Origin of the sequence: Gordoniibacillus kamchatkensis, from assembly GCF_000829455.1 — a bacterium.
Classification (GTDB): Bacteria; Bacillota; Bacilli; order Paenibacillales; family NBRC-103111; genus Gordoniibacillus; species Gordoniibacillus kamchatkensis.
On the sequence record NZ_JXAK01000053.1, the window covers coordinates 1 to 20,894 of the forward strand.

18 protein-coding genes and 2 pseudogenes are annotated in these 20,894 nt (G+C 52.6%); 14 read left to right on the forward strand and 6 right to left on the reverse strand.

The features are described 5' to 3' along the window. A partial coding sequence (locus tag SD70_RS24540) for an ABC-F family ATP-binding cassette domain-containing protein (protein WP_041050580.1) occupies window positions 1-1,763 on the reverse strand: 1,763 nt, incomplete at its 3' end. Between the two features lie 403 nt (window positions 1,764-2,166). On the opposite strand from SD70_RS24540, the gene SD70_RS33920 reads away from it, so the two are divergent. From SD70_RS33920 to SD70_RS24590, 11 genes and pseudogenes are all read left to right on the forward strand, one after another. Continuing rightward, window positions 2,167-3,048 (forward strand): HD-GYP domain-containing protein, encoded by an 882-nt coding sequence (locus SD70_RS33920; RefSeq protein ID WP_052487846.1) that lies wholly within the window; start codon window positions 2,167-2,169, stop codon window positions 3,046-3,048. Window positions 3,049-3,152: 104 nt separating this feature from the next. Next, window positions 3,153-3,857 (forward strand): 5-formyltetrahydrofolate cyclo-ligase, encoded by a 705-nt coding sequence (locus SD70_RS24550; protein ID WP_041050581.1) that lies wholly within the window; start codon window positions 3,153-3,155, stop codon window positions 3,855-3,857. A gap of 44 nt (window positions 3,858-3,901) precedes the next feature. Continuing rightward, entirely contained in the window at window positions 3,902-4,417 is a 516-nt protein-coding gene (gene moaC / locus SD70_RS24555) for a cyclic pyranopterin monophosphate synthase MoaC (RefSeq protein WP_052487847.1), read from the forward strand. A gap of 40 nt (window positions 4,418-4,457) precedes the next feature. Continuing rightward, window positions 4,458-4,948, forward strand: a pseudogene (locus SD70_RS24560) (MogA/MoaB family molybdenum cofactor biosynthesis protein). Then, window positions 4,945-6,000, forward strand: coding sequence for a molybdopterin-binding protein (locus SD70_RS24565; protein WP_231571504.1), 1,056 nt, complete (start codon window positions 4,945-4,947; stop codon window positions 5,998-6,000). The pseudogene SD70_RS24560 and the gene SD70_RS24565 overlap by 4 nt, the downstream one beginning before the upstream one ends. Before the next feature lie 36 nt (window positions 6,001-6,036). Continuing rightward, entirely contained in the window at window positions 6,037-6,732 is a 696-nt protein-coding gene (locus tag SD70_RS24570) for a Sec-independent protein translocase subunit TatA/TatB (protein ID WP_041050582.1), read from the forward strand. A gap of 17 nt (window positions 6,733-6,749) precedes the next feature. Further along, on the forward strand, window positions 6,750-7,505 hold the full coding sequence (gene tatC, locus SD70_RS24575; RefSeq protein WP_041050584.1) for a twin-arginine translocase subunit TatC: 756 nt from the start codon (window positions 6,750-6,752) through the stop codon (window positions 7,503-7,505). 626 nt (window positions 7,506-8,131) lie between these two features. Then, window positions 8,132-8,413 carry a co-chaperone GroES gene (gene groES, locus SD70_RS24580; protein WP_041050586.1) on the forward strand — a complete coding sequence of 94 codons (282 nt, stop codon included), beginning with the start codon at window positions 8,132-8,134 and terminating at the stop codon, window positions 8,411-8,413. A 92-nt stretch (window positions 8,414-8,505) separates the two neighbouring features. Beyond that, window positions 8,506-10,139: pseudogene (gene groL / locus SD70_RS24585) on the forward strand (chaperonin GroEL). A 233-nt stretch (window positions 10,140-10,372) separates the two neighbouring features. Next, window positions 10,373-10,606, forward strand: a complete 234-nt coding sequence (locus SD70_RS37155; RefSeq protein WP_197081160.1) for a type II toxin-antitoxin system Phd/YefM family antitoxin — start codon at window positions 10,373-10,375, stop codon at window positions 10,604-10,606. Further along, entirely contained in the window at window positions 10,597-11,118 is a 522-nt protein-coding gene (locus SD70_RS24590) for a Uma2 family endonuclease (RefSeq protein ID WP_197081162.1), read from the forward strand. Before SD70_RS37155 ends, SD70_RS24590 begins: the two co-directional genes overlap by 10 nt. Before the next feature lie 271 nt (window positions 11,119-11,389). Here SD70_RS24590 and ssb read toward each other — a convergent pair whose 3' ends face one another. Together ssb and SD70_RS24600 are read right to left on the reverse strand one after the other, a co-directional pair. Then, on the reverse strand, window positions 11,390-11,833 hold the full coding sequence (gene ssb, locus SD70_RS24595; RefSeq protein WP_041050588.1) for a single-stranded DNA-binding protein: 444 nt from the start codon (window positions 11,831-11,833) through the stop codon (window positions 11,390-11,392). Window positions 11,834-11,865: 32 nt separating this feature from the next. After that, complete coding sequence (locus SD70_RS24600) at window positions 11,866-12,672, reverse strand: hypothetical protein (protein WP_082053632.1); 807 nt, start codon at window positions 12,670-12,672, stop codon at window positions 11,866-11,868. 289 nt (window positions 12,673-12,961) lie between these two features. Here SD70_RS24600 and SD70_RS37160 point away from each other — a divergent pair, with 289 nt between their 5' ends. After that, window positions 12,962-13,423 (forward strand): hypothetical protein, encoded by a 462-nt coding sequence (locus tag SD70_RS37160; protein WP_041050591.1) that lies wholly within the window; start codon window positions 12,962-12,964, stop codon window positions 13,421-13,423. 49 nt (window positions 13,424-13,472) lie between these two features. Here SD70_RS37160 and cysC read toward each other — a convergent pair whose 3' ends face one another. The 3 genes from cysC to SD70_RS24620 form a co-directional block, all read right to left on the reverse strand. After that, entirely contained in the window at window positions 13,473-14,075 is a 603-nt protein-coding gene (gene cysC / locus SD70_RS24610; protein ID WP_041050593.1) for an adenylyl-sulfate kinase, read from the reverse strand. A 116-nt stretch (window positions 14,076-14,191) separates the two neighbouring features. After that, complete coding sequence (locus SD70_RS24615; RefSeq protein WP_041050595.1) at window positions 14,192-15,823, reverse strand: S-layer homology domain-containing protein; 1,632 nt, start codon at window positions 15,821-15,823, stop codon at window positions 14,192-14,194. Between the two features lie 190 nt (window positions 15,824-16,013). Further along, window positions 16,014-18,515: an O-antigen ligase family protein gene (locus SD70_RS24620; protein WP_041050596.1), complete on the reverse strand. Its 2,502-nt coding sequence runs from the start codon at window positions 18,513-18,515 to the stop codon at window positions 16,014-16,016. A gap of 194 nt (window positions 18,516-18,709) precedes the next feature. Between SD70_RS24620 and SD70_RS24625 the strand changes: the two genes are divergently transcribed. Together SD70_RS24625 and SD70_RS24630 are read left to right on the forward strand one after the other, a co-directional pair. Next, window positions 18,710-19,513 carry an ABC transporter permease gene (locus SD70_RS24625; RefSeq protein WP_041050598.1) on the forward strand — a complete coding sequence of 268 codons (804 nt, stop codon included), beginning with the start codon at window positions 18,710-18,712 and terminating at the stop codon, window positions 19,511-19,513. Window positions 19,514-19,531: 18 nt separating this feature from the next. After that, window positions 19,532-20,884: an ABC transporter ATP-binding protein gene (locus tag SD70_RS24630; RefSeq protein ID WP_041050600.1), complete on the forward strand. Its 1,353-nt coding sequence runs from the start codon at window positions 19,532-19,534 to the stop codon at window positions 20,882-20,884. Window positions 20,885-20,894: the final 10 nt, after the last annotated feature.

Genomic DNA, 20,894 nt, shown 5'->3' on the forward strand with positions numbered 1-20,894 from the left:
CAGCCTGCGCGCCGGCACCGCCTACGCTCAGCCGGCGCGCGCTCCGCCAGCCTGCGCCCCGCGCCGCCAGCCCGCGCTCCGCCGCCGGCACCTGCGCCGCGCGCACCGCCGCTACGCGCGGCGGCACGCTCCGCTTCGAGCTCGGCCAGCTCCGTTTTCTTCTCCACGTAATCGTCGTAGTTGCCGAGATAAATGTCCAGCCCGTCAGACTTTAGCTCCAGCATCATTTCCGCCATTTTGTTCAAAAAATACCGGTCGTGCGAAATGAACAGCAGCGTACCTTCATAGTCGAGCAGAGCCGATTCCAGCACCTCTTTGCTGTACAGATCGAGATGGTTTGTCGGCTCGTCGAGCACGAGCACGTTTGCCTTTTGCAGCATGAGCTTGGCCAACGCCACGCGCGCCTTTTCCCCGCCGCTTAACGCCGACACTTTCTTGAATACGTCTTCGCCGCTGAACAGGAAGTTGCCGAGCACAGTCCGCACCCGCGCCTCTTCCAGATGCGGAAACGTGCCCCACACCTCTTCCAGCACCGTATTGGCCGGATTTAGACCCGACTGCTCCTGATCGTAATACCCGATGCGCACGCCCGCGCCCCATTCGACAGAGCCGCGCTCCGGCTTCTGTTGGCCGATGAGCGTTTTGAGCAGCGTCGATTTGCCGATTCCGTTCGGTCCGATGAGAGCGGCCGCCACGCCGCGCCGGAGCTCGAACGTGACGTTTTGCAGCAGCGGGTCCCCGGGCTTGTACGCCACCGCCAACCCCGCGGCTTTCAGCACTTCTTTGCCGGTCTGGTTCTCGATTTCGAACGAGAAGCTGGCCCTTTTCAGCTCGCCTGCCGGCTTGTCGAGACGTTCCATGCGCTCGAGCGCTTTGCGCCGGCTCTGGGCCCGCTTGGTCGTCGTCGCCCGGGCGATGTTGCGCTGCACAAAATCTTCCATGCGCGCGATTTCCTGCTGCTGCTGCTCGTAATGTTTCAGCTGGATGTCGTACTCGGCGGCTTTCAGCTCGATAAAGCGCGAATAATTGCCTGTGTAGCGTTTCGCCGTAGTTCTTTCCACTTCATAAATGGAAGTGACGAGCGCATCAAGGAAATAGCGATCGTGCGACACGACCAAAATCGCGCCGGGATAGCCGCGCAAATACCCTTCCAGCCAAGTCAGCGTCGGGATGTCGAGATGGTTGGTCGGCTCGTCCAGCAGCAGCAAATCCGGCGCTTCCAGCAGCAGCTTGACGAGCGCCAGGCGCGTCTTCTGCCCGCCGCTGAGCGAAGCGGTCGGCGTCTCGAGCGGCATGCCGCCGAAGCCCATGCCGTGCAGCACGCTGCGCATCGTCGATTCCATGGCGTAGCCGCCGCTTTTTTGAAACCATTCCTGCTTGGCCGCATACCGTTCGAGCGTATCTTCGTACCGCTTCTCGTCCGCATGCAGCGCCGGATCGGCCATCGCCTCCTCCAGGCGGCGCAGCTCGCGCTCCGCTTCCAGCAGCTCGGCAAAAACGGCGCGCACTTCCTCGCCGATCGTGCGATCGAGCCGCAGCCCGCTGTGCTGGCGCAAGTAGCCGATTTTCGTCTCCTTCGCCTTGAAAATGTCCCCGCCGTCCGCGGTTATTTCCCCCGCAATAATTTGCAGCAGCGTCGATTTGCCAGCGCCGTTCACGCCGACAAGCCCAATCCGTTCCTTATCCTCAATCTGCAAATGAATATTCGAAAGCACCGGAGCGGCGCCGTAATATTTCGATATACCGGAAACCTGAAGCAGCATGGTGAACCCCCGCTTTTGTCATACCGTCAACTTATAAGTATACACGATTCGGGAGAAGCCGGCATCGGGGACATGCAAAGCATCCGTTATATCGAACTCGATCTGTTTTTCGTTCTATAAGATTTAGTTAAATTTCGCCAAATTGTGCAACCGGATCCGCATATTTAACGTAGAACTACGTTAGCTTGTACAAAATAGTGTCGAATTATGGCATATTGTTGCCAAAAAAGGACGAGGGAAAACGGGGAAGCCGGATTCCCATCAAGGTGCAAGAAATGAAATTATCCATGTCGCACAAATACATAAGAATCGTAGAACGCCCCTTCGTTTTGCGAATGTTGTTTTTGTTTGTTTTCTGGCCACGGTTTATGTCGACAAGTTCGTTTTTCCGCAAAACAAAAGCATGCCGGGCTTGTACTTTTTATGCCTGGTCGTGGCGGGCATGGCCTTTTGGAGCAGCCGTGCCGTTTGCGCCGCCTTGGCGCTGCTTTTGACCGGCGTCTATTACTGGATCAATCCGCCGCTTTATGTCAACATTTATGAAATGAATGTCATCCTGTTGCAGCTTGTGGCGTTTCTGGCCCCTGTCGTCGTCATTCCGATGATGATTAAACAAATCGCGCTGCAAAAACAACAGACGCTCGAAACGATTTCCGCTTTGGTCAAAGCGCTCGATTCCCGCGACAGCTATACGGCCGCCCATTCCGAAAACGTGGCCGCCTATGCGCTGCTTCTTTCGCAAAAATTAAAGCTGACGAAAAAAGAATGCGAGACCATCTACATAGGCGGTTTGCTGCACGATATCGGAAAAATAGGCATCCCGGAAGCTGTGCTCAACAAGCGATCGCGCCTGACGCAGGAGGAATTCGAGAAAATTAAAGAGCATCCGGTCATCGGGCATAACACCTTGAAGCATATCGGCGCTTTTCAAAATACCGGCATTCTGGAAATGATTTTGCACCATCACGAGCGTTACGACGGCAACGGCTATCCGCACCGGCTGGCGGGCAAGGACATCCCGCTCTACGCCAGAATTATATGCGTGGCGGATTGCCTGGACGCCATGACTTCCCGCCGGGTATACCGGGAGCGGCTGGATTGCGATGACGTGCTCCGCGAATTTGAGCAGCATAAAGGAACGCAATTTGATCCCGACATTGTCGATGCGCTGCTGGACGAACCGAAAATTATGGCAATGCTGCGGGACCGCCACCGGCCCCAATCGATTCGCCGCGCAGGTCCGCCCCGCCCCGAGCCCATCGCCCCCAGGGCACCTCTTGCATAGGCTCGTTTCCTGTTCCCGCTTGCATTATGGTAAAATGGTCGTAATCGTAGTAGCGCGAATGAACGAACCGTACTTACCATACCACGCACGAAGCGAGGACGACCATGAACGTACGCGAACAAAAAATCGAGCTGAGGAGAGTGCTGGAAACGCAGCGCGGAGCTATTTCGGGAGCCGAGCGCGAAGGCAAAGAGCGGCGGATTGTCAGTGCGGTGATCGACGTCTGCCGGCAAAAATTAATGAGGCCCGAAACCGGCGCAGCGGGACGATCGCTTGCGGTCCAAGGCAGCAGCCATCCCGGCAAAACGCCTCCCATCCCCGGTACCGGGCTGAAGCCGACAGGCAAAGCGCTCTTTACCTATATGCCGATCCGCACCGAAGTCGACGTGACGCCCGTCATGCACTGGTGCTGGGAGCATGGCGTTCCGGTCGTCTTATCGCGCACGGACCGCGAAAGCAAAACGATGAGCTTGCATTTTGTCGACTCGCTCGCCGATCTGGCTGCCGATACCGGCCCATGGGGCATCCGTGAGCCGAAACCGTCGCAGCCTGAGCTGAAAGATCTCAGCGCCATCGGGCTCATCCTCGTGCCGGGGCTCGGCTTTGACCGCGATTTCGGCCGGCTCGGCTACGGCGGCGGGTTTTACGACCGCTTCATGCAGCGCTTCGAGCCGCTCGGGCTGAAGCCCCCGCATTGTCTGGCCGCCGCCTTCAACGCTCAGATCGTCGAGCAGGTGCCGCTCGGGTGGCATGATTTTCGCGTGGACGAGATTGTAACGGAATCGCAGCACGTGCGGCGAAAAGGTTGAATGGACGGCGGAGCCGAATACGCCGCCGCAAAGGGGGAGCTGGCTTGAGCGACAAGCAGGAGGCGGAGAGCGGCGCATTGCCGCTGACGCATTTTAACGAGCAGGGCCGGGCGCGCATGGTGGACGTTTCGGATAAGACAGATACGAAACGTTCCGCAACGGCTCGCACGACCGTCACAATGGAGCGTTCCACGCTCGAACTCATTAAGCAGGGCAAGCTGGCCAAAGGCGACGTGCTCGCCGTAGCGCAGGTAGCCGGCATTATGGCCGCGAAAAAAACGCCGGACTGGATTCCGATGTGCCATCCGATTCCGATTACCGGCGTGGACATCAGCTTCGCCGACGACGGAGAGCGTAGGCTTTATATCGAAGCGACCGTGAAAACGACCGGGCAGACGGGCGTCGAAATGGAGGCGCTCACGGCTGTGTCGGCCGCCGCCTTGACCGTATACGACATGTGCAAAGCCGTCGATAAGGCGATGGAGCTCGGCCCGACGGTGCTGGTGGCGAAAACCGGCGGCAAGAGCGGCGATTTTCACAGAAATGATACACTTTCATAAGCGAAATCTGGTACATTGAGGGTAGGAGAGGTGAGCCGATGTGCGATGGAAGGTTGCGATCCTGACTGCCAGCGACCGAGGCTCGCGGGGGAACGCGAGGATACGAGCGCCCAGGTCATCCGCGAGCTGGTGGAAGAAGAGATGGGCGGGGAAATTATCGAATACCGCGTCGTTCCCGATGAGAAGGACGAAATTATGGCTGCACTGATCGAAATGACCGATTACTACAATGCCGACCTGATTTTGACGACGGGAGGCACGGGGCTGGCTCCGCGTGACGTAACGCCGGAGGCGACTTTGTCTATAGTCGACCGCCTCGCTCCCGGCTTTGCCGAAGCGATGCGCCAAGGCGCTATGGCCAAAACGCCGCGCGCCATGCTGTCCCGCGCCGTATCCGGCATTCGCGGCCGCACGCTGATCATCAACCTGCCCGGCAGCCCGAAAGGCGTGCACGAAAATCTTGCCGTCATCATCGATCAGCTCCCTCATGCCCTAGCTATTCTGACCGGGCGGGAGGGCGATCACGGATGACGCGCGATGGGGACGAAGCTCTTCGCTACAAGGCCGACCCGGCCGCGGCCCAAATGCTGCGCGAGGTAGCGGTGGAAGACGCCGTCGGCCTCGTGCTGGCGCACGATTTGACGCAAATATTGCCCGGCGAGTTCAAGGGCCGGCTTTTCAAGAAAGGCCATGTTGTACGGGCTGAAGATATTCCGGCGCTGCTCAGCATCGGCAAGGAACATATTTATACGCTGGAGCTCGGCGCCGGGTACATGCACGAGGACGATGCCGCGAAGGCGATGGCAACTGCCGTCGCCGGCTCCGGCGTGGAGCTGACCGAGCCGCACGAAGGCAAAGTGACGCTGAAGGCGGCCATCCACGGTCTGGCCCAAATCGACCGCAGCTTCGTAGACGAAGTGAACGCAATCGAACAGATTGCGCTGTCCACCATTCGTTCCAACACAGTCGTGCAGCCGCGTAAATCGCTCGTCGGCACGCGCGTCATTCCGCTCGTTATCGCGCAGTCGCGCATCGCCGAGGTGCAGCGCCTGGCCGCCGCCTACCGGGACGGGCACGGCGGAGCCGCACCGGTCGAAGTGAAACCGTTCCGGAAGCTTCGCGTTGGCGTCGTCACGACCGGGAGCGAAGTGTTCAAAGGCCGCATCCAGGACAAATTCGGCCCGGCGGTGCGGGCTAAAGTGGAAGCGCTTGGCAGCGAAGTGGTCGAACAGCGGTTTACTCCGGACGAGAGCGAGACGATCGTGGCGGAAATCCGCGCCTTCCTGCAGCGCGGCGTCGATCTGATTCTTGTTACCGGCGGCATGTCCGTCGATCCGGACGACCGCACGCCCGGAGCCATTCGCATGTCCGGCGCGGACATCGTCAGCTACGGCACGCCGATGCTGCCCGGCTCGATGCTCATGATGGCTTATCACGGCGATACGCCGATCATGGGCTTGCCGGGCTGCGTCATGCACGACCCGTACACGTCGTTCGACGAGCTGCTGCCGCGCATATGCGCCGGCGAGCGCATCTCGCGCCGCGACATCGTGGAGCTCGGCTATGGCGGGCTGCTCGGCTGAAGCTTGAGTTGATAACGGAGGAGGGGGCAAGCAGCCATGCTGCAAAATATCGGCTTATCCGAATTTGTGCTGATCGCTTTGGCGGCGCTTGTGCTCTTCGGTCCAGACAAGCTGCCGGGCATCGGCCGCAAGGTGGGGCAAGCGGTGCGGCAGTTCCGCTCGACTGCGGCGGCGTTTATGGAGGAGCTGACTCGCCCTCCCGAGCAGCGTCCGTCTGTTTTACCGGGGCAGACAGAGGCAGGCCGCTCCGGGCAGCCACAGTCCGCCTTGCCGGCGCAGATCGCAGCCCGTACCGGCGCGACCGCGGGGGAGACTGAGGCTCAACGCTCCGGCGATGGCGCCGAGGCGGCACTGCCAGAGGAGGCTCGGCGCTTCAGCGAGAACGGCGGTATGGCGCAAGAGCAGGAGCAGGTGACTTCCTACGCCGTGAATTCTGACGCTTCCGGACTGCCGCGGGAGGCTTCCCGCGCCGGAAATGCAGGCGATTTCGTACTGCCGCGGGAGGCTGGCCACGCCGCCGGTGCCGGTGTGGCATCTGCGCTAGCCCATGCCGCTAATGCCGGCGGCTACGGGAACGCAGCCGGGTCCGCCGATCTTGCGGCTACCGCCGGCGGCGGCGAGCACCTTGCCGCGGGCGCAACCGGCGAACGCCCTACGGGCACCGGCCAGGCAGCCGCTCAGGCCGGCGTGAGGCCCCGCCGCGCGCCGGATCCGCGCCGGCTGCCGGAATAGAGAGGATCGATCTAATCATGAACCAAGATGAAATGACGCTTGTCGAGCACCTGCGGGAGCTTCGCAAGCGTTTGCTATGGGTGCTCGTCGCTTTGGTCGCCGGGATGGCGATCGGGCTTTTGTTTGCCAAGAAAACGATCTTGTTTTTGACGCAGCAGCCTCCGGCCCGGGGAATGGAGCTGAATGCGTTTTCGCCGTGGGAACCGATCCGCATCTATATGAACTTCGGCCTGCTCATCGGCCTGCTGCTGGTGCTGCCCGTGGCGCTCTACCATATATGGGCGTTCGTGAAGCCCGGCCTTCGCCCCGTCGAGCAGCGCGCCACCCTCGCTTACATCCCGTTTGCGACGCTGCTGTTTCTCGTCGGGCTGGGGTTCGGCTACTTCGTCGTTTTCCCGATGGCGTTCATGTTCGGCTCGAACATTTCGCACAGCATCGGCATCAAGGAAACTTACGGCATGGCGCAATATTTCGGCTTTATGTTCAACATTTTGCTGCCGGTAGCGCTCGTGTTCGAGCTGCCGATCATCGTCATGTTCCTGACCAGGCTGCGTCTGCTCAATCCGCAGCGGCTCAGCAAACTGCGCCGCTATGCGTATATGGCGCTCGTCATTATCGCCGCCGTCATAACGCCGCCCGACGCCTTGTCGGCCATTATCGTGTTCATTCCGATGGTGCTGCTGTACGAGTTCTCGGTGCTGCTCTCGCGCCTTGTGTACCGCAAGCAAGTCGCGCAGGATCTCGCATGGGAAGCGGAGTACGGCGCGAAGTAAACACCGCTGCAACCGTAAAAACAAACGCCGCTCACTTCTCGCCAGGCGAGGAGGAGCGGCGTTTTTGACGTTTGCGTTGTTCGTGTTTGTGGCTTTCTTTTGACAATCTCGCTCATGCTGTGAAGGAGAGCGCCTTGCCGTTCATCATCGCCTAACTCGAATTCCGCCTCGCTCATTCCGCGCTTGCGCGGGCGGTTATATGCGCAGCAGACGCGGGCCGCTGGTCACGCTTAGGAGAACGGGGCAGGGTGCGGAAGCGAAATTGAAGCAGCAAGTTCCTGTATTGGAATAATTGACCTGCGCTTGGGTACACTGATGAAGGTGTGTTGCCGGACGGGAAGCGTTCCGTATTCCATAAAAGAAGCTGCTTAGGGGCTAATTTCGATCTCGGTGCAGCAAAACTCGCTTCGTAAACAGGGAAGCTTTTATGCCGTTCAGGATGATTTTCGTTATGCTTTAACGCTTTAATGAACTTAAACAAACTGCATCGGTAAAAAATAAGTAAACCCTCTTGCATTCCCGCGCAAATCTGAGTATCATAAAAGTGTTGTTGTTAGCACTAACCGTGTTCGAGTGCTAACAAATCACCTTTACATTCCACCAATCTAAAGGAGGCTAATTTTCTCATGATCAAACCTTTGGGTGATCGCGTAGTCATTGAAGCCATTGCAAAAGAGGAGACCACAGCAAGCGGCATCGTGCTGCCGGACACGGCGAAAGAAAAGCCGCAAGAAGGCAAGGTCGTTGCTGTCGGCGCAGGCGCGCTGAAAGACGGCGTTCGCGTTCCGCTGGAAGTGAAGGAAGGCGACCGCATCATCTTCTCCAAATATGCAGGCACCGAAGTGAAGTACGAAGGACGCGAACTGCTCATCCTGCGTGAGAGCGACATCCTGGCGGTATTAGCCTAATTTAGCCGACCACATACACGGCTTCGCCGTACTTGCTGCAACAGCAACTACCCAATTACTTAAACGATTATTTCCGGGAGGTATAAACGAACATGGCTAAAGAGATCAAATTTAGCGAAGACGCTCGCCGCGCGATGCTGCGCGGTGTCGATGCCCTTGCCAATGCTGTAAAAGTAACCCTCGGCCCGAAAGGCCGCAACGTCGTGCTGGAGAAAAAATTCGGCTCCCCGCTCATCACGAACGACGGAGTAACGATCGCCAAAGAAATCGAACTGGAAGACGCATTCGAGAACATGGGCGCTCAGCTCGTTAAAGAAGTAGCAACGAAAACGAACGACGTCGCAGGCGACGGTACGACGACTGCTACCGTTTTGGCGCAAGCGATGATCCGCGAAGGCCTGAAAAACGTTACGGCAGGCGCTAATCCGATGGTCGTGCGCAAAGGTATCGACAAAGCCGTAAAAGCAGCCGTAGACGAGCTGAAAAACATCGCCAAGCCGATCGCTGGCAAGCAAAGCATTGCGCAAGTCGCTGCGATCTCCGCTGCTGACGACGAAGTCGGCCAACTCATCGCAGAAGCGATGGAGAAAGTCGGCAACGACGGCGTCATCACGGTAGAAGAGTCCAAAGGCTTCACTACCGAGCTGGAAGTTGTAGAAGGTATGCAGTTCGACCGCGGCTACATTTCGCCGTACATGATCACTGACACGGACAAAATGGAGCTGTGCTCGACAATCCGTACATCCTGATCACCGACAAGAAAATCTCCAACATCCAAGAGATTCTGCCGGTGCTGGAGAAAGTCGTTCAATCCGGCAAGCAGCTGCTGATCATCGCGGAAGACGTAGAAGGCGAAGCTCTGGCTACGCTCGTTGTGAACCGCCTGCGCGGTACGTTCACTTGCGTTGCCGTTAAAGCTCCTGGCTTCGGCGACCGCCGCAAAGCTATGCTGGGCGACATCGCTGCCTTGACTGGCGGCCAAGTGATTACGGAAGAGCTCGGCCTTGAGCTGAAGTCCACTCGTCCGGACCAACTCGGTTCCGCTCGCCAAGTTCGCGTGTCCAAAGAAAACACGATCATCGTGGACGGCGCCGGCGACAAGAAAGACATCGGCGTTCGCATTTCGCAAATTCGCGCGCAACTGGAAGAAACGACTTCCGATTTCGATAAAGAGAAGCTGCAAGAGCGTCTCGCCAAGCTGGCCGGCGGCGTTGCCGTCATCAAAGTCGGCGCTGCTACCGAGACCGAGCTGAAAGAGCGCAAGCTGCGCATAGAAGACGCCCTGAACGCTACCCGCGCTGCGGTAGAAGAAGGCATCGTCTCCGGCGGCGGCACGGCACTCGTGAACGTATACAACGCTGTAGCTGCAGTCTCCGCTGAAGGCGACGAGAAAACAGGAGTGAACATTGTGCTGCGCGCACTGGAAGAGCCGGTTCGCATCATCGCGGCTAACGCCGGCCAAGAAGGCTCCGTCGTCGTCGAGCGCCTGAAGAAAGAAGCTGTAGGCATCGGCTACAATGCTGCTACCGGCGAATGGGTCAACATGATCGACGCCGGTATCGTCGACCCCGCGAAAGTGACTCGCTCCGCACTGCAAAACGCTGCATCCGTAGCGGCTATGTTCCTGACGACTGAAGCAGTCGTCGCCGACAAGCCGGAGAAGGAAAAGGCTGCACCTGGCGGCATGGGCGGCATGGGCGGCATGGGTATGGACGGCATGATGTAATTCAAGCAGTTAAAGTAAAGAAGCCCTCCGATTCACTTCATGTGAATCGGAGGTTTTTTTGTGTACGTCCAGCATGGGCGCCATCTCTAGGGCGGAAGTTCCGAACAGGGGCAGGCGAGTGCCTACCGTAGCCAAGGATAAGGGTGTCCATTGACAAATGATGGATTTTTAGCTTCAATAGAGCTATAGCTAATTTAGCTAATTTGGATATATCGATTCGGGGAGGGTTGCCCATGATCGTGAACTCCACGGAATTGCAGAACAATTTTTGGGAAATATTTGATATAGCTTCACAAGAGGACATCATCATTACTCGCAACGGGAACGCCATCGCCAAATTGTCGGCGATCAAGGAGGCGGGTTCGGTTTCGGCACAACGACGGATGTTCAAAATGTCGTCAAGGAACAAGCAGAATCGTACGGTTACGGCATCAGGAAAGCATCTTATGAGGAGTTCTTGGAGCTGACCCGGGACAGCGAGGAGAGGTACGAATACATCGACGGCGAGATCTATTTGCTGGCATCGCCCAAAACAGCCCATCAGATTGCTCTAACCGAATTATTCGGCTTATTTTATATCTGGTTTCAGGGAAGCAAATGCACTCCAATTGTGGCTCCCTATGACATTACACTCTACCGGTCGGCGGAGAAAATCAATGTTGTGCAGCCGGATATTATGGTCATATGCGACCTCGAGGAACATTTGGGTGAAGATGACTACTATAAAGGAGTCCCGGCATTGGTGGTGGAGATCATATCCGAGGGAACGCGCAGCAAGGATATGATCAAGAAGCTTGACCTATATATGTCGTGCGGTGTAAAGGAATACTGGATCGTCAATCCGCTCAGCCGTGAAATTGCCGTTTATTACTTTGAAGACTGTGAATTCAGCAAGACCGCCACCTACAAAAAGAACGAATCCGCACAATCATTTCTCTTTGTTGGGCTAACTGCAGAGCTTGATCGTATATTCAAATAGCTTGGCCTGCGAAGTCGGTCGCGGTAGAGCAGTGCCCCGAATGACCGCCTAATATGGAATGTAATGGGAACCATCAGCGAATGGCCTCGCTCTGGAAACAGTTTTAAGAAGCAATACGCAAGGGGCTATACAAGGTGCTAGTGATGGATAGACGGCGGTTTCGAAGCATGCGCCGATTTAAGCAGCCCTTCGGTTCACACGCGCATATGTTGACCGAAGGGCGTTGTTTTTCCGAAGCGCCATTCATGTCCGAACGCTGTATGTCCGTTTTTTAAAAGGGCAACTCCGCATCCGAGATATCAACCGGGCTTCCGTTTTCCGACAATGGCACCTCCTTTTCATCGACTCGTTCCGATGGACCTTGTCCAGCACCGTTAAGGACGTTATTTCGGTCCTTATTTCGGCTTTCCAGGAAGCGTACATTATCGGAGACGACCTCCGTCATGAATACTTTTTTTCCTTCGTTATTATCATACGTACGAACTTGAACTCGACCTTCAACAGCGCATAGGCGTCCTTTCTTCAAATAATTGGCGCACGATTCGGCTAGCTGGCGCCACGTCACAATGTGGATAAAATCCGCTTCCTTCTGACCATTCGTCGCAAAAGGCCGATCAACCGCTAAAGTGAACTGCGTTACTGCAATCCCCGAGCTTGTATAGCGAAGCTCCGGATCCCGAGTGAGTCTTCCTATTAAAATTACATGATTCAACATGCTCTTCACACCTTTCAGCTATATGTAATAAATTAGTCCAACTGCCTTTTTGCCCGCTGCAAAATGTCCTTGATATTTACTTCTAACGCATAAATCGATTCCTTCAGATCGTTCCTTTGGCGTGAAATCGATACAGCTTCGGTTAAAGCGTTCATCGCGGCAGAAGCATCGGCCTTTTTCACGGCGGGAGAAAAGCCTTTCCAGGCTTCGGAAAAACGGCCGTTGAGCGAGGTGACCGATTTCTTCTTCGCTTTGATCTGATCTTGCAGCGGCTTTGTTTCGGCGAGGGTTTGTCTCACCCGTTTGACAGTGTCGGCTGTAGATTGTTTGGCCGCATTCCAGGCGTCCAATTTCGCTTTAATGTCTTCCCGGGCCAACTGTACCGGGATTTTCATAGCTTCTGCTTGTGCACGCAATGCGGCATTTACTTCTTTGCTTTTGAAAAACTTGGCGACCACAATCTGCTTATTTAGTGCCGAATACGAATTGAATAGCGGCTCGTATTTCTCCCTCGTTTGCTTGTACTCGAGCTCCAGCTTTTGGCGCTTTTCGGCGTCCAATTGTTTCATTTCCTTGCTAAACTGGGACAGCCGTTCCGAATTGTCTGCATGTATCGCCCCGTTGTTTCTATCCCATTCTTCATTTTGGGTCTGGAGGGTAGCCAGATCCTGATACGTGAGAGTCATTCTGGAAGCGAGTGAGGAGTCGGCGGATGCAACCATTTTATCGAACGCTGCCTTCACCGTCGGAGCCATTTCTACTGATGCCGCTCCAACGGGTGGTGCGGCTACCAGCAATCCTAATACGACAATCAACCATACCTTGTTCAACTTGCGCATATACATCCTCCTCGTTGATAACGTCCCCATCCGATTGAACACAACGCAAAAAGCACCCGCGAAAAGACTGCGAACAGCCTTTTCTTACGGGTGCTTCCTCGTAAGTGAATTGTATGGGAACCTTTGTTCCTATATTACCATCCGTTGCTTGTGTTGTCAAGCTAAATATTGGAAGGGCGTTTTATTTTGCTGCTGCCCGGTTTGTCTACACTTTCGCACAGGCAATCTCTGTTAGTCGGCCATAAACTGAATAACTAGAGATGCTATTTAGGGAAAGGAAGTTACACTAATGGGCAAAATGACTCAGCACCGGCGGCAGCCGCGGCAGACCGCGCACCTTCCTGCTGCCGTCACCCCGGAAGATTGCCGGCGTCTGCTTGGCGTACCGATCTGTGCGGTTTTAAAGGACGGAAGCGTCTACTGCGGCACTATCGCCGGCATTGAGAACGAAGAGATTGTGATGCATGGCGTTCGCAGCGGCATGCGAGTATCCCGCAATGCCAATCAAGCAAAGGCGCAAATTGCCGCGTTAGGCGGCTTAGGATCGTTATTCGGTGGCGCAGCGCCCGGAGCCGCTGCCGCCGCAGGTGCGTCAGGTGCGGGCGGCGGCCTACTCGGCGGCATGGGCAACGCTCTTGGCGGCCTTTTTGGAGGCGGGGGCGGCGGCTTTGGCGGCATCGGCAACTGGCTCCGCATCGGCATGGGCGTCGTACAGTTTATTTTTCCGCTGCTTAAGGGATTCGGGTTCTAGCCTTCCTGGTAAAAGGACACTCGATCATGAGCGATCGAGTGTCCTTTTCCTACATATAACTATGCTGCTCCAAATAAGCGACTAACTGCTCCACGCATTCCGCGATCGTATCGTTCTCCGTGTCGATGATCAGCTCCGCATGAAGCGGCTCTTCGTAAGGCGCTGAGATGCCCGTGAATTCGCGGATTTCATTATTGCGGGCTTTCTTGTAAAGACCTTTAGGGTCTCTGCGTTCGCATTCCGCTACCGTGCATTTCACATACACCTCTATAAACTGCCCTTCCGGAAGAAGTGCCCTAACGCTGTCCCGGTCCTCCCGATAAGGGGAGATGAAGGCCGTGATCGTAAACAAGCCGGCGTCAACCAGCAGCTTGGCCACCTCGCCGATACGGCGAATATTTTCTTTCCGATCGTCGGGGCTGAAACCAAGATCCTTGTTCAGTCCGTGTCGGATATTATCCCCGTCTAGCACATACGAGCGAATGCTGCGCTCAAACAATACTTTGTCCAGCTCGTTCGCCAAGGTGGACTTGCCTGATGCCGATAAGCCTGTCAGCCATATGACGCAGCTTTTGTGGCCGTTTAAGCGGTGCCGGTCTTCCGCCTGAATTTTCGCGGTATGCCAGAATACTTCGGTAGGCTTTGAGTTCATGTAGTCTCCTTCGTTCGCGAGTAATCAACTCTATTATAACCGCGAAGGGATACGAACGCCATTGAAACAAAAAAAGAGCCCGACACCATATCCCGGTATCGGACTCCTTAACCGTTTTAATTGATGAAACCGACCTTGCTCAAGAATCGCTTCAGCATCGTTGCGGATTGTGCGCGAGTCGCTTCCTGCAGCGAGCCTAGCGTCGTGTCCGTCATGCCGTCTACGATGCCTGCTTTTATTGCCGTAGCCAGTTCTTTTTGCCCCCAAACAATTTGGTCGGCGTCGTTGAACTTGGCCAGGTAGCTGGCTTGTTCGGAATCCGACATGCTCGTATCTTGACCGGCATATTTCATAGCTCTTACAACCATGGCAGCCAGCTCTTCCCGGGTGATCTGCCGATCCGGGCGGAACGTGCCGTCTTCGTAGCCGTCAATGATGCCCGCTTGCGAAGCGGCGGCGACTACGCCGGCATACCAATCGGATGGCTTCACATCGGAGAAGTAGGTAGTCGCGCTTGCATCGGTCTTCAAGCCGAGCGAACGAACGACAAGAGCAGCAAATTCGGCGCGGGTAATGCTGCGGTCCGGCTCGAACGTCGTATTGGTTACGCCGTCTACAACGAGCTTATTCGCCAGCAGTTCCACATACGACTGCGCCCAGTGGCCTTGAATGTCCGTGAATGTTTTGTTGAACTTAGCAACTGTGTAAATACTGCTGCTGTTGCGCCACAGTGTCGCTACCGTCGAGCCGTCGGTTTTGTCGAATGTGCTGGGGACGAAGCTGAGCTTCTTGGTCGACTCGTTCCATGTCAGCCCGGTAGCCGCTGCGGAATCCACATCGCTGCTCAATTTAAGCTGTCGAGCTACGTACGTTTTTCCGAAGTCAACCTCGATTGCTTTACCGTCTTGGCTTACAGCTGCTACCGAGAAATCGACCGGATCCGCGAGCGCCGTGCCGCCTAACGTTTGAAGCTCGCTGCTAACCGCAACTGCAGCATCTCCGGTTACTTTGGCAATCGACACTTTGATTTTCAGATCTTTGACGTCGATCCCGAGTGTTTTCGCCAGATCATCCAGCTTGAAAACAGAAAGCGGCAGCAAGTAAGCACCGTTGTCACCCACCACCTTCAGCATCGCACCGTCGATTTTAACGGCATCCAGCAAACCAGCGGCCGGGATAAGCGCGAAGTCGCCATTCAACTTCAGCACGACGGACTTCGAAGATTGAAAAGCTTTGGCGAGCTCATCTGCATCAACAGTACCGTCGGCCGGAACGGTAATCGTGCCGTCATTCGGAGAAGGCCATCCGAAGCCGCCGCCCCCAGTTGTGCAGCAGGAACCGGGGCTGCCGTAATCATGCGAATCGGGTACGTACACATCGCTCGAAACAGTGCCCTGATAGGAGCCGTTCATATACACGGCAGCGTAAACGCCCGACGGAACCGTGTAGGAAAAGTTGAAGTAGGTTGCGTGCGTAACGCTGTCAGTCCAGGAGTAGGTGGCATACGTCGCGCTGCCGACCGTTTTCCACGGAGAATGGTCGTCGCCGTACACGTTAAGGAACACCTCGTCAGGACCTGTTGTATTGTAGGTATCGGTATATACAGTTGCTGTGACTTTGCCAGTAACCTTATCATATGTAGCGCCGGTAATGCCTGTAGCTGCATACGACAGGGCTGGAACTAATACGGATAAAAGCATAATGAGTGCCAGCATTTGGGACGTTTTGTACCACAGTCTGTGCCTCAAGACATATTCTCCTCTCCGATGAGCTAGTAGGATTAGCATGGTGCCATTACGTTATGTCATCGAAAATCACCACCTTAAATTAATAATAATTAGCATATATAGAAAAATATGGACCAAATGGGTGAGGAAAAGGCGCCACAGCACTGTGGCACCTTTTCTACGATCGAATCTATGCTGCTTTCACCACTAGCTACTTCGTCTGAAAGTTCGTTGCGAGGATCGAGGCAATATTCGTTTGCTCATTGGCATCCTTCGCTATTAACTTGTCATAGAGAGCTTGATCGTTCTGGCCTTGCTTTTGCAGCGACGCGAGGTACCAGCGTACGAGCGTCCGATTCAGCTGATCGTTCATATTGTCTGTAACGTGCGGCTTCATAAGGGCGGATGCAGTCACGTAATCGCCACGCATATAATATATTTCCCCGATGTTCACCGCGATGCTCGGAGTGACATCGAACGGACGGCCCTGCTCTTGCCCCTTAGGCAAGTTTTTGAGTGAATCGATACGTTGAAGAATCGTATTATACGTTTCGAGCGCTTGGGTAAAATATGAGTCCGTAGCTTGAACATTTTTTTCCGTACGCGCCCGATTGCCAAGCTCGACGCTCAGAGAGATTTTGCTCTCATACATGTCGATGTACCAAGGATAATTCGGCAGCTGCTTATTCGCCCAATCGAGTGCCTCTTGGAGCTTGCCGCTCGATTGCAGGAAATTGAGCTGCTGGAGCGCAACGATACGATTGTGAGGCTCAGCCTTCTCAAGAGTGTTCAGTTCGTTTTGCGCATCATCGAAAAACTGCTTGTATTTGTTTGGATCTTGTCTGTAAATTTGCACCTGCATACCTATTTTGCTTAGCGGACCGGTAAGCAAATAGTCCGGATGGTTCGGATGGAGCTTGAGCGCTTGATCGATCGGAGCGACAATTTCGTTATAATTTTGGCTGGTCTTCGACAAGTCGAGAGCGTGCAAATAGGAGTTATTGGCGCTAAGCAACCTGGTGGAGATGATAAACATAACAACGGACAGCACCAACAGCGCTCCAGGGAACGCTTTGTGCAGAACAAGCGAGTCCGATTTTACGCGAATCGGCACCGAGTCCGAGCTGCTCAGCATGGCACCGAGACACAAGAACAAAACAGCGCCCAGATATACGTAGCTGAGGTCAAAGTCAATCATACTATGAACCAGAAGCGCGACCGTAAGAATGAAGAACAAAAAGTACCGGTCCCGACTCTCGGGAGAGCTTTTCGTATAGCTGCGTATATAAAAATACAAAATCGCCAGTACAAAAGCGACAAAAACAAGAAACCCGAGCGCACCGGCTTCGACCAAATACTGCAGCGCAAAGTTATGCGCCTGCCGGCTCGTATAAGGGTTGTTTTGATACTTCTCGTACAGCGATGCCCATGCACCGCCGCCTGCCCCGATAATCGGGTAATCTTTCCAGAGCTTAATCGCATCCATGTAGAATGTTCCCCGCTCGAGGACGGAATGTTGCTGGAAGTTGATGTTCTCCAAACGAATCTTCACGTTGGCGGGAAGAATATTTTTCAACCCCGTATCCCCAAACAGCAAAATGGCACCGATCACACCTACGATGATCGCCACCACCGGCAATACGAAGGTTGCAAATCTGCGCCCATTAAACCGCTCCGTTGCTCGGTCCAACAGCGGCGAAACGAAGATCTGAATGGCAATGGCCAGCACAGCGAAAATTACAGAAGCAAGAAGCAGCGTCGACCAGCCTTGCCATGATATAGCGGCACTGGTTTGCTTTTGCAATTGCGTGCCGACAGTTGTGATTTTATTCAAGATAATAAGCGAAGCTGCAAATGCCAAAGCGAGCTGAATGATGGATACGATTTGGCGCCGAATCGAGAGGAAGAACAGCATAATAAGGAACACGACCGGCACAATCACGATCGCGCCGCGGGACAACGTCAGCCAGAACGAGACGATAATCGGAACGAGCATGAGTGCGTGCGGCAGCGCCTGATACCATTTGTTCGATTTTACAATGAAAAACACCGCAGCAAGCATGAGGGCAATCAGGTAAGCTGCGTAGGAGTTGGCATATTGGAACACGGAAGTCAGGCGCAGCCCGTTCGAGTCCGTCATGACGGCATTAAGGTAAGTATTTTTGACCGAATCCATCGTGGCGAACCAACCGACGAGCGCATCGCCAAGCTTGCCGTTGCCAAGCCAATACAGCAATCCGAACAATACGACTACATAACCGGAAATCATCAATGTTCCGGCAGCAATCGACGTTCCCAGCTTGTTTTTTGTCAGAAAAACGCCTAAGATGAAAAAGGCGGCATATATCAGTTGGATATATATCATATTGGTCGCCAGATAGTGCGACGCGGCCGTCACTAGCGAAATCGTATAGGTAAACGGCATCAGAAATACGGCGGCTGTAAGAATGTCTTTTTGATCCCTCAGTCTATAAACGTAGAAGGAGAAAATAGCTGTCAGGAACAAAATAATTGCCGACCATACGAATCCGCTGTAAATCGGGCGTTCAAAGTCAACGTTCCCGCCGTTGAACAATCCCCGCTGGAACGGCGCCCAAAACAAGAAGGCAACTACGAAGATGTTTAGTATCCAGAAAATGATCGAGCTTTTCTCGACTGCAGCAGGGCTCTGCGCCTTGCGTCCAGCCGCATACGCATTGGCTTTTGCACTCATTTCAGCATAGTCTCCCTCTCATCTAAAATACGACATAATTCTATCATATGGCAGAGGGGAAGGCTAATCATGTTTGTTCCATTTGTGGTGAAATGCATAAGTAGCGTATATTGACTATACTCTGATAAAATTGAGTAGTAATTTGAGAAAATTCGTTATTCAATATAGGTTTAACTGTGGTAAGGAGTTTTAGAATGAAGCTTATTTGGAATCCTTTCATTAATTTATGGAACCATAGATCTTTAATAAAGCAATTTACTGTTCGTGACGTGTCGTTAAGATATAAAGGGTCATTATTAGGTATTGTATGGTCTTTTATTACTCCTTTGTTGATGTTAATTATATACACATATGTATATAGCGAGATTTTTAAAGCTAAATGGAATGTTGGGAATGAATCGAAACTAGATTTTGCTCTTATTATTTTTTGTGGTATAGCCACTTACAACTTATTCGGAGAGACAATAAGCAGAGCGCCACATCTTATCATTGGACACTCTAATTATGTAAAAAAAGTTGTCTTTCCTTTGGAAATATTGCCAATTAGCATTCTATTCTCTTCTTTTATCAATTTTCTAATCAGTTTTTGCATATTATTTCTTGGGATAATTCTTTTCTCTCACTTGCATCTTGCTTCTTTTTTATTTCTTATAATTTTATTTCCTTATCTCCTGATGATCTCAGGATTAAGTTTGTTTTTATCCGCTTTGGGTGTGTATTTAAGAGATATTGGGCAACTGATAGGGGTTATTGTACAAGCGCTTATGCTTTTAAGTCCAATTTTTTATCCCAAATCGGTAATTCCGCAATCGTTTCAATTTTTATACAATTTAAATCCTATAAGTTATGTAATAGAAGAAATGCGAAACATAACCATTTTTGGTTTCAGCCCAAATTGGGGCGAATTATTGATGCAATCTTTGTTTGGTCTAATCATTTTTATATTGGGGCATTATTTTTTTGAACGATCGAGAAAAGGTTTTGCAGATGTTCTTTAAACTGAAAGGAGTGGGACTATGTCCCAATCAGCGGCAATTAGTATTAAAAACGTTAGTAAAACCTTTAAAATATACGACAAACCGCAGGACCGGTTAAAGCAGGTATTAACAAATAAGTCAAACTATCATAGAGAGTTTCAAGCACTCAAAAATATTAATTTAGAAATTCTAAAAGGTGAAACCTTTGGAATTATTGGGCAAAATGGGTCGGGAAAGAGTACATTGCTGCAAATTATTGCCGGAACTTTAAATCCAACAGTGGGAGAAGTTCACGTTAATGGTAAAGTGGCTGCTCTTCTTGAACTTGGCAGCGGATTTAATCCGGAATTTACCGGAAAAGAAAATGTTTTTATGAATGGAACGATACTTGGTTTATCAAAAAAAGAGATAGAACAATTATATGATCAAATAGTAGACTTTGCCGATATCGGCGATTTTATTAATCAACCTGTTAAGACATATTCTAGTGGTATGTCAGTACGATTAGCATTTGCTGTCCAAGCATTAGTACCAAAAGAAATTCTCATTGTTGATGAAGCGCTTGCGGTCGGAGATGAATTATTTCAAAGAAAATGTTTTGCAAAAATAGAAGAATTTAAAGCAAACGGTGGAACCATACTATTCGTATCCCATTCGGGCTCAACAATCATTGAGCTTTGTGATCGGGCTGCTCTTTTAGATGCCGGAGAACTCCTACTAGTTGAAGGCAGTAGTAAAGTGGTTAATTTATATCAAAAACTTATTTATGCTCCGTATGATAAAAAATTTCAAATAAGAGAGGATATAAAGAATTTAAAGTGCCTTAATCAAGCTGTTGAAGAGAACGAAGAATTACCAACGAAATTCGTGCAGAGCGGAACGAAATCAAAAATTGATATTGAAGCTGACTTCGACCCAAATCTTATACCTCTGGAAACGATGAAATATGAAAAGCGAGGCGCTGAAATTTTCGATCCCGAAATTACTACACTAAGCGGTAAAAGAGTGAACTTACTCTTACCTAACGAATCATATGTGTGGAGATATTTTGTTAAATTTTATGAGACTTGCCATAATGTCCGTTTTGGTATGTTAATAAAGACCGGTTCGGGATTGGAGCTCGGTGGAGCAGCAACTACACTTGCAGGAAATGGCATTCCAAAAGTAACTGCCAACACGATAATGCAGGTAGAATTTACGTTTACCCCGCGGCTTAATGCTGGTATTTACTTTTTGAACGGTGGGGTATTAGGTATAGCGGAAGATGGAGAGGTTTATTTAGATCGACATATTGATCTCGGAGTTTTTAGGGTGCTTCATTTTGAAGAATCCCTCATGACATCCCTGGTTGACTTCTCAGTATCGTCAATAGTTTCTAAATCCAATCGCTAGGGGCGGAATT

Excerpts from the sequence above, each read along its gene's own strand:
- SD70_RS37160 (WP_041050591.1), top strand. The coding sequence starts at position 12,962 with ATGGGCAAAATGACTCAGCACCGGCGGCAGCCGCGGCAGACCGCGCAC.
- SD70_RS24565 (WP_231571504.1), top strand. The coding sequence starts at position 4,945 with ATGACGCGCGATGGGGACGAAGCTCTTCGCTACAAGGCCGACCCGGCC.
- SD70_RS24570 (WP_041050582.1), top strand. The coding sequence starts at position 6,037 with ATGCTGCAAAATATCGGCTTATCCGAATTTGTGCTGATCGCTTTGGCG.
- SD70_RS24620 (WP_041050596.1), bottom strand. The coding sequence starts at position 18,515 with ATGAGTGCAAAAGCCAATGCGTATGCGGCTGGACGCAAGGCGCAGAGC.
- cysC (WP_041050593.1), bottom strand. The coding sequence starts at position 14,075 with ATGAACTCAAAGCCTACCGAAGTATTCTGGCATACCGCGAAAATTCAG.
- SD70_RS37155 (WP_197081160.1), top strand. The coding sequence starts at position 10,373 with ATGATCGTGAACTCCACGGAATTGCAGAACAATTTTTGGGAAATATTT.
- ssb (WP_041050588.1), bottom strand. The coding sequence starts at position 11,833 with ATGTTGAATCATGTAATTTTAATAGGAAGACTCACTCGGGATCCGGAG.
- SD70_RS24625 (WP_041050598.1), top strand. The coding sequence starts at position 18,710 with ATGAAGCTTATTTGGAATCCTTTCATTAATTTATGGAACCATAGATCT.
- SD70_RS24630 (WP_041050600.1), top strand. The coding sequence starts at position 19,532 with ATGTCCCAATCAGCGGCAATTAGTATTAAAAACGTTAGTAAAACCTTT.
- groES (WP_041050586.1), top strand. The coding sequence starts at position 8,132 with ATGATCAAACCTTTGGGTGATCGCGTAGTCATTGAAGCCATTGCAAAA.
- SD70_RS33920 (WP_052487846.1), top strand. The coding sequence starts at position 2,167 with ATGCCGGGCTTGTACTTTTTATGCCTGGTCGTGGCGGGCATGGCCTTT.
- tatC (WP_041050584.1), top strand. The coding sequence starts at position 6,750 with ATGAACCAAGATGAAATGACGCTTGTCGAGCACCTGCGGGAGCTTCGC.
- SD70_RS24550 (WP_041050581.1), top strand. The coding sequence starts at position 3,153 with ATGAACGTACGCGAACAAAAAATCGAGCTGAGGAGAGTGCTGGAAACG.
- SD70_RS24600 (WP_082053632.1), bottom strand. The coding sequence starts at position 12,672 with ATGCGCAAGTTGAACAAGGTATGGTTGATTGTCGTATTAGGATTGCTG.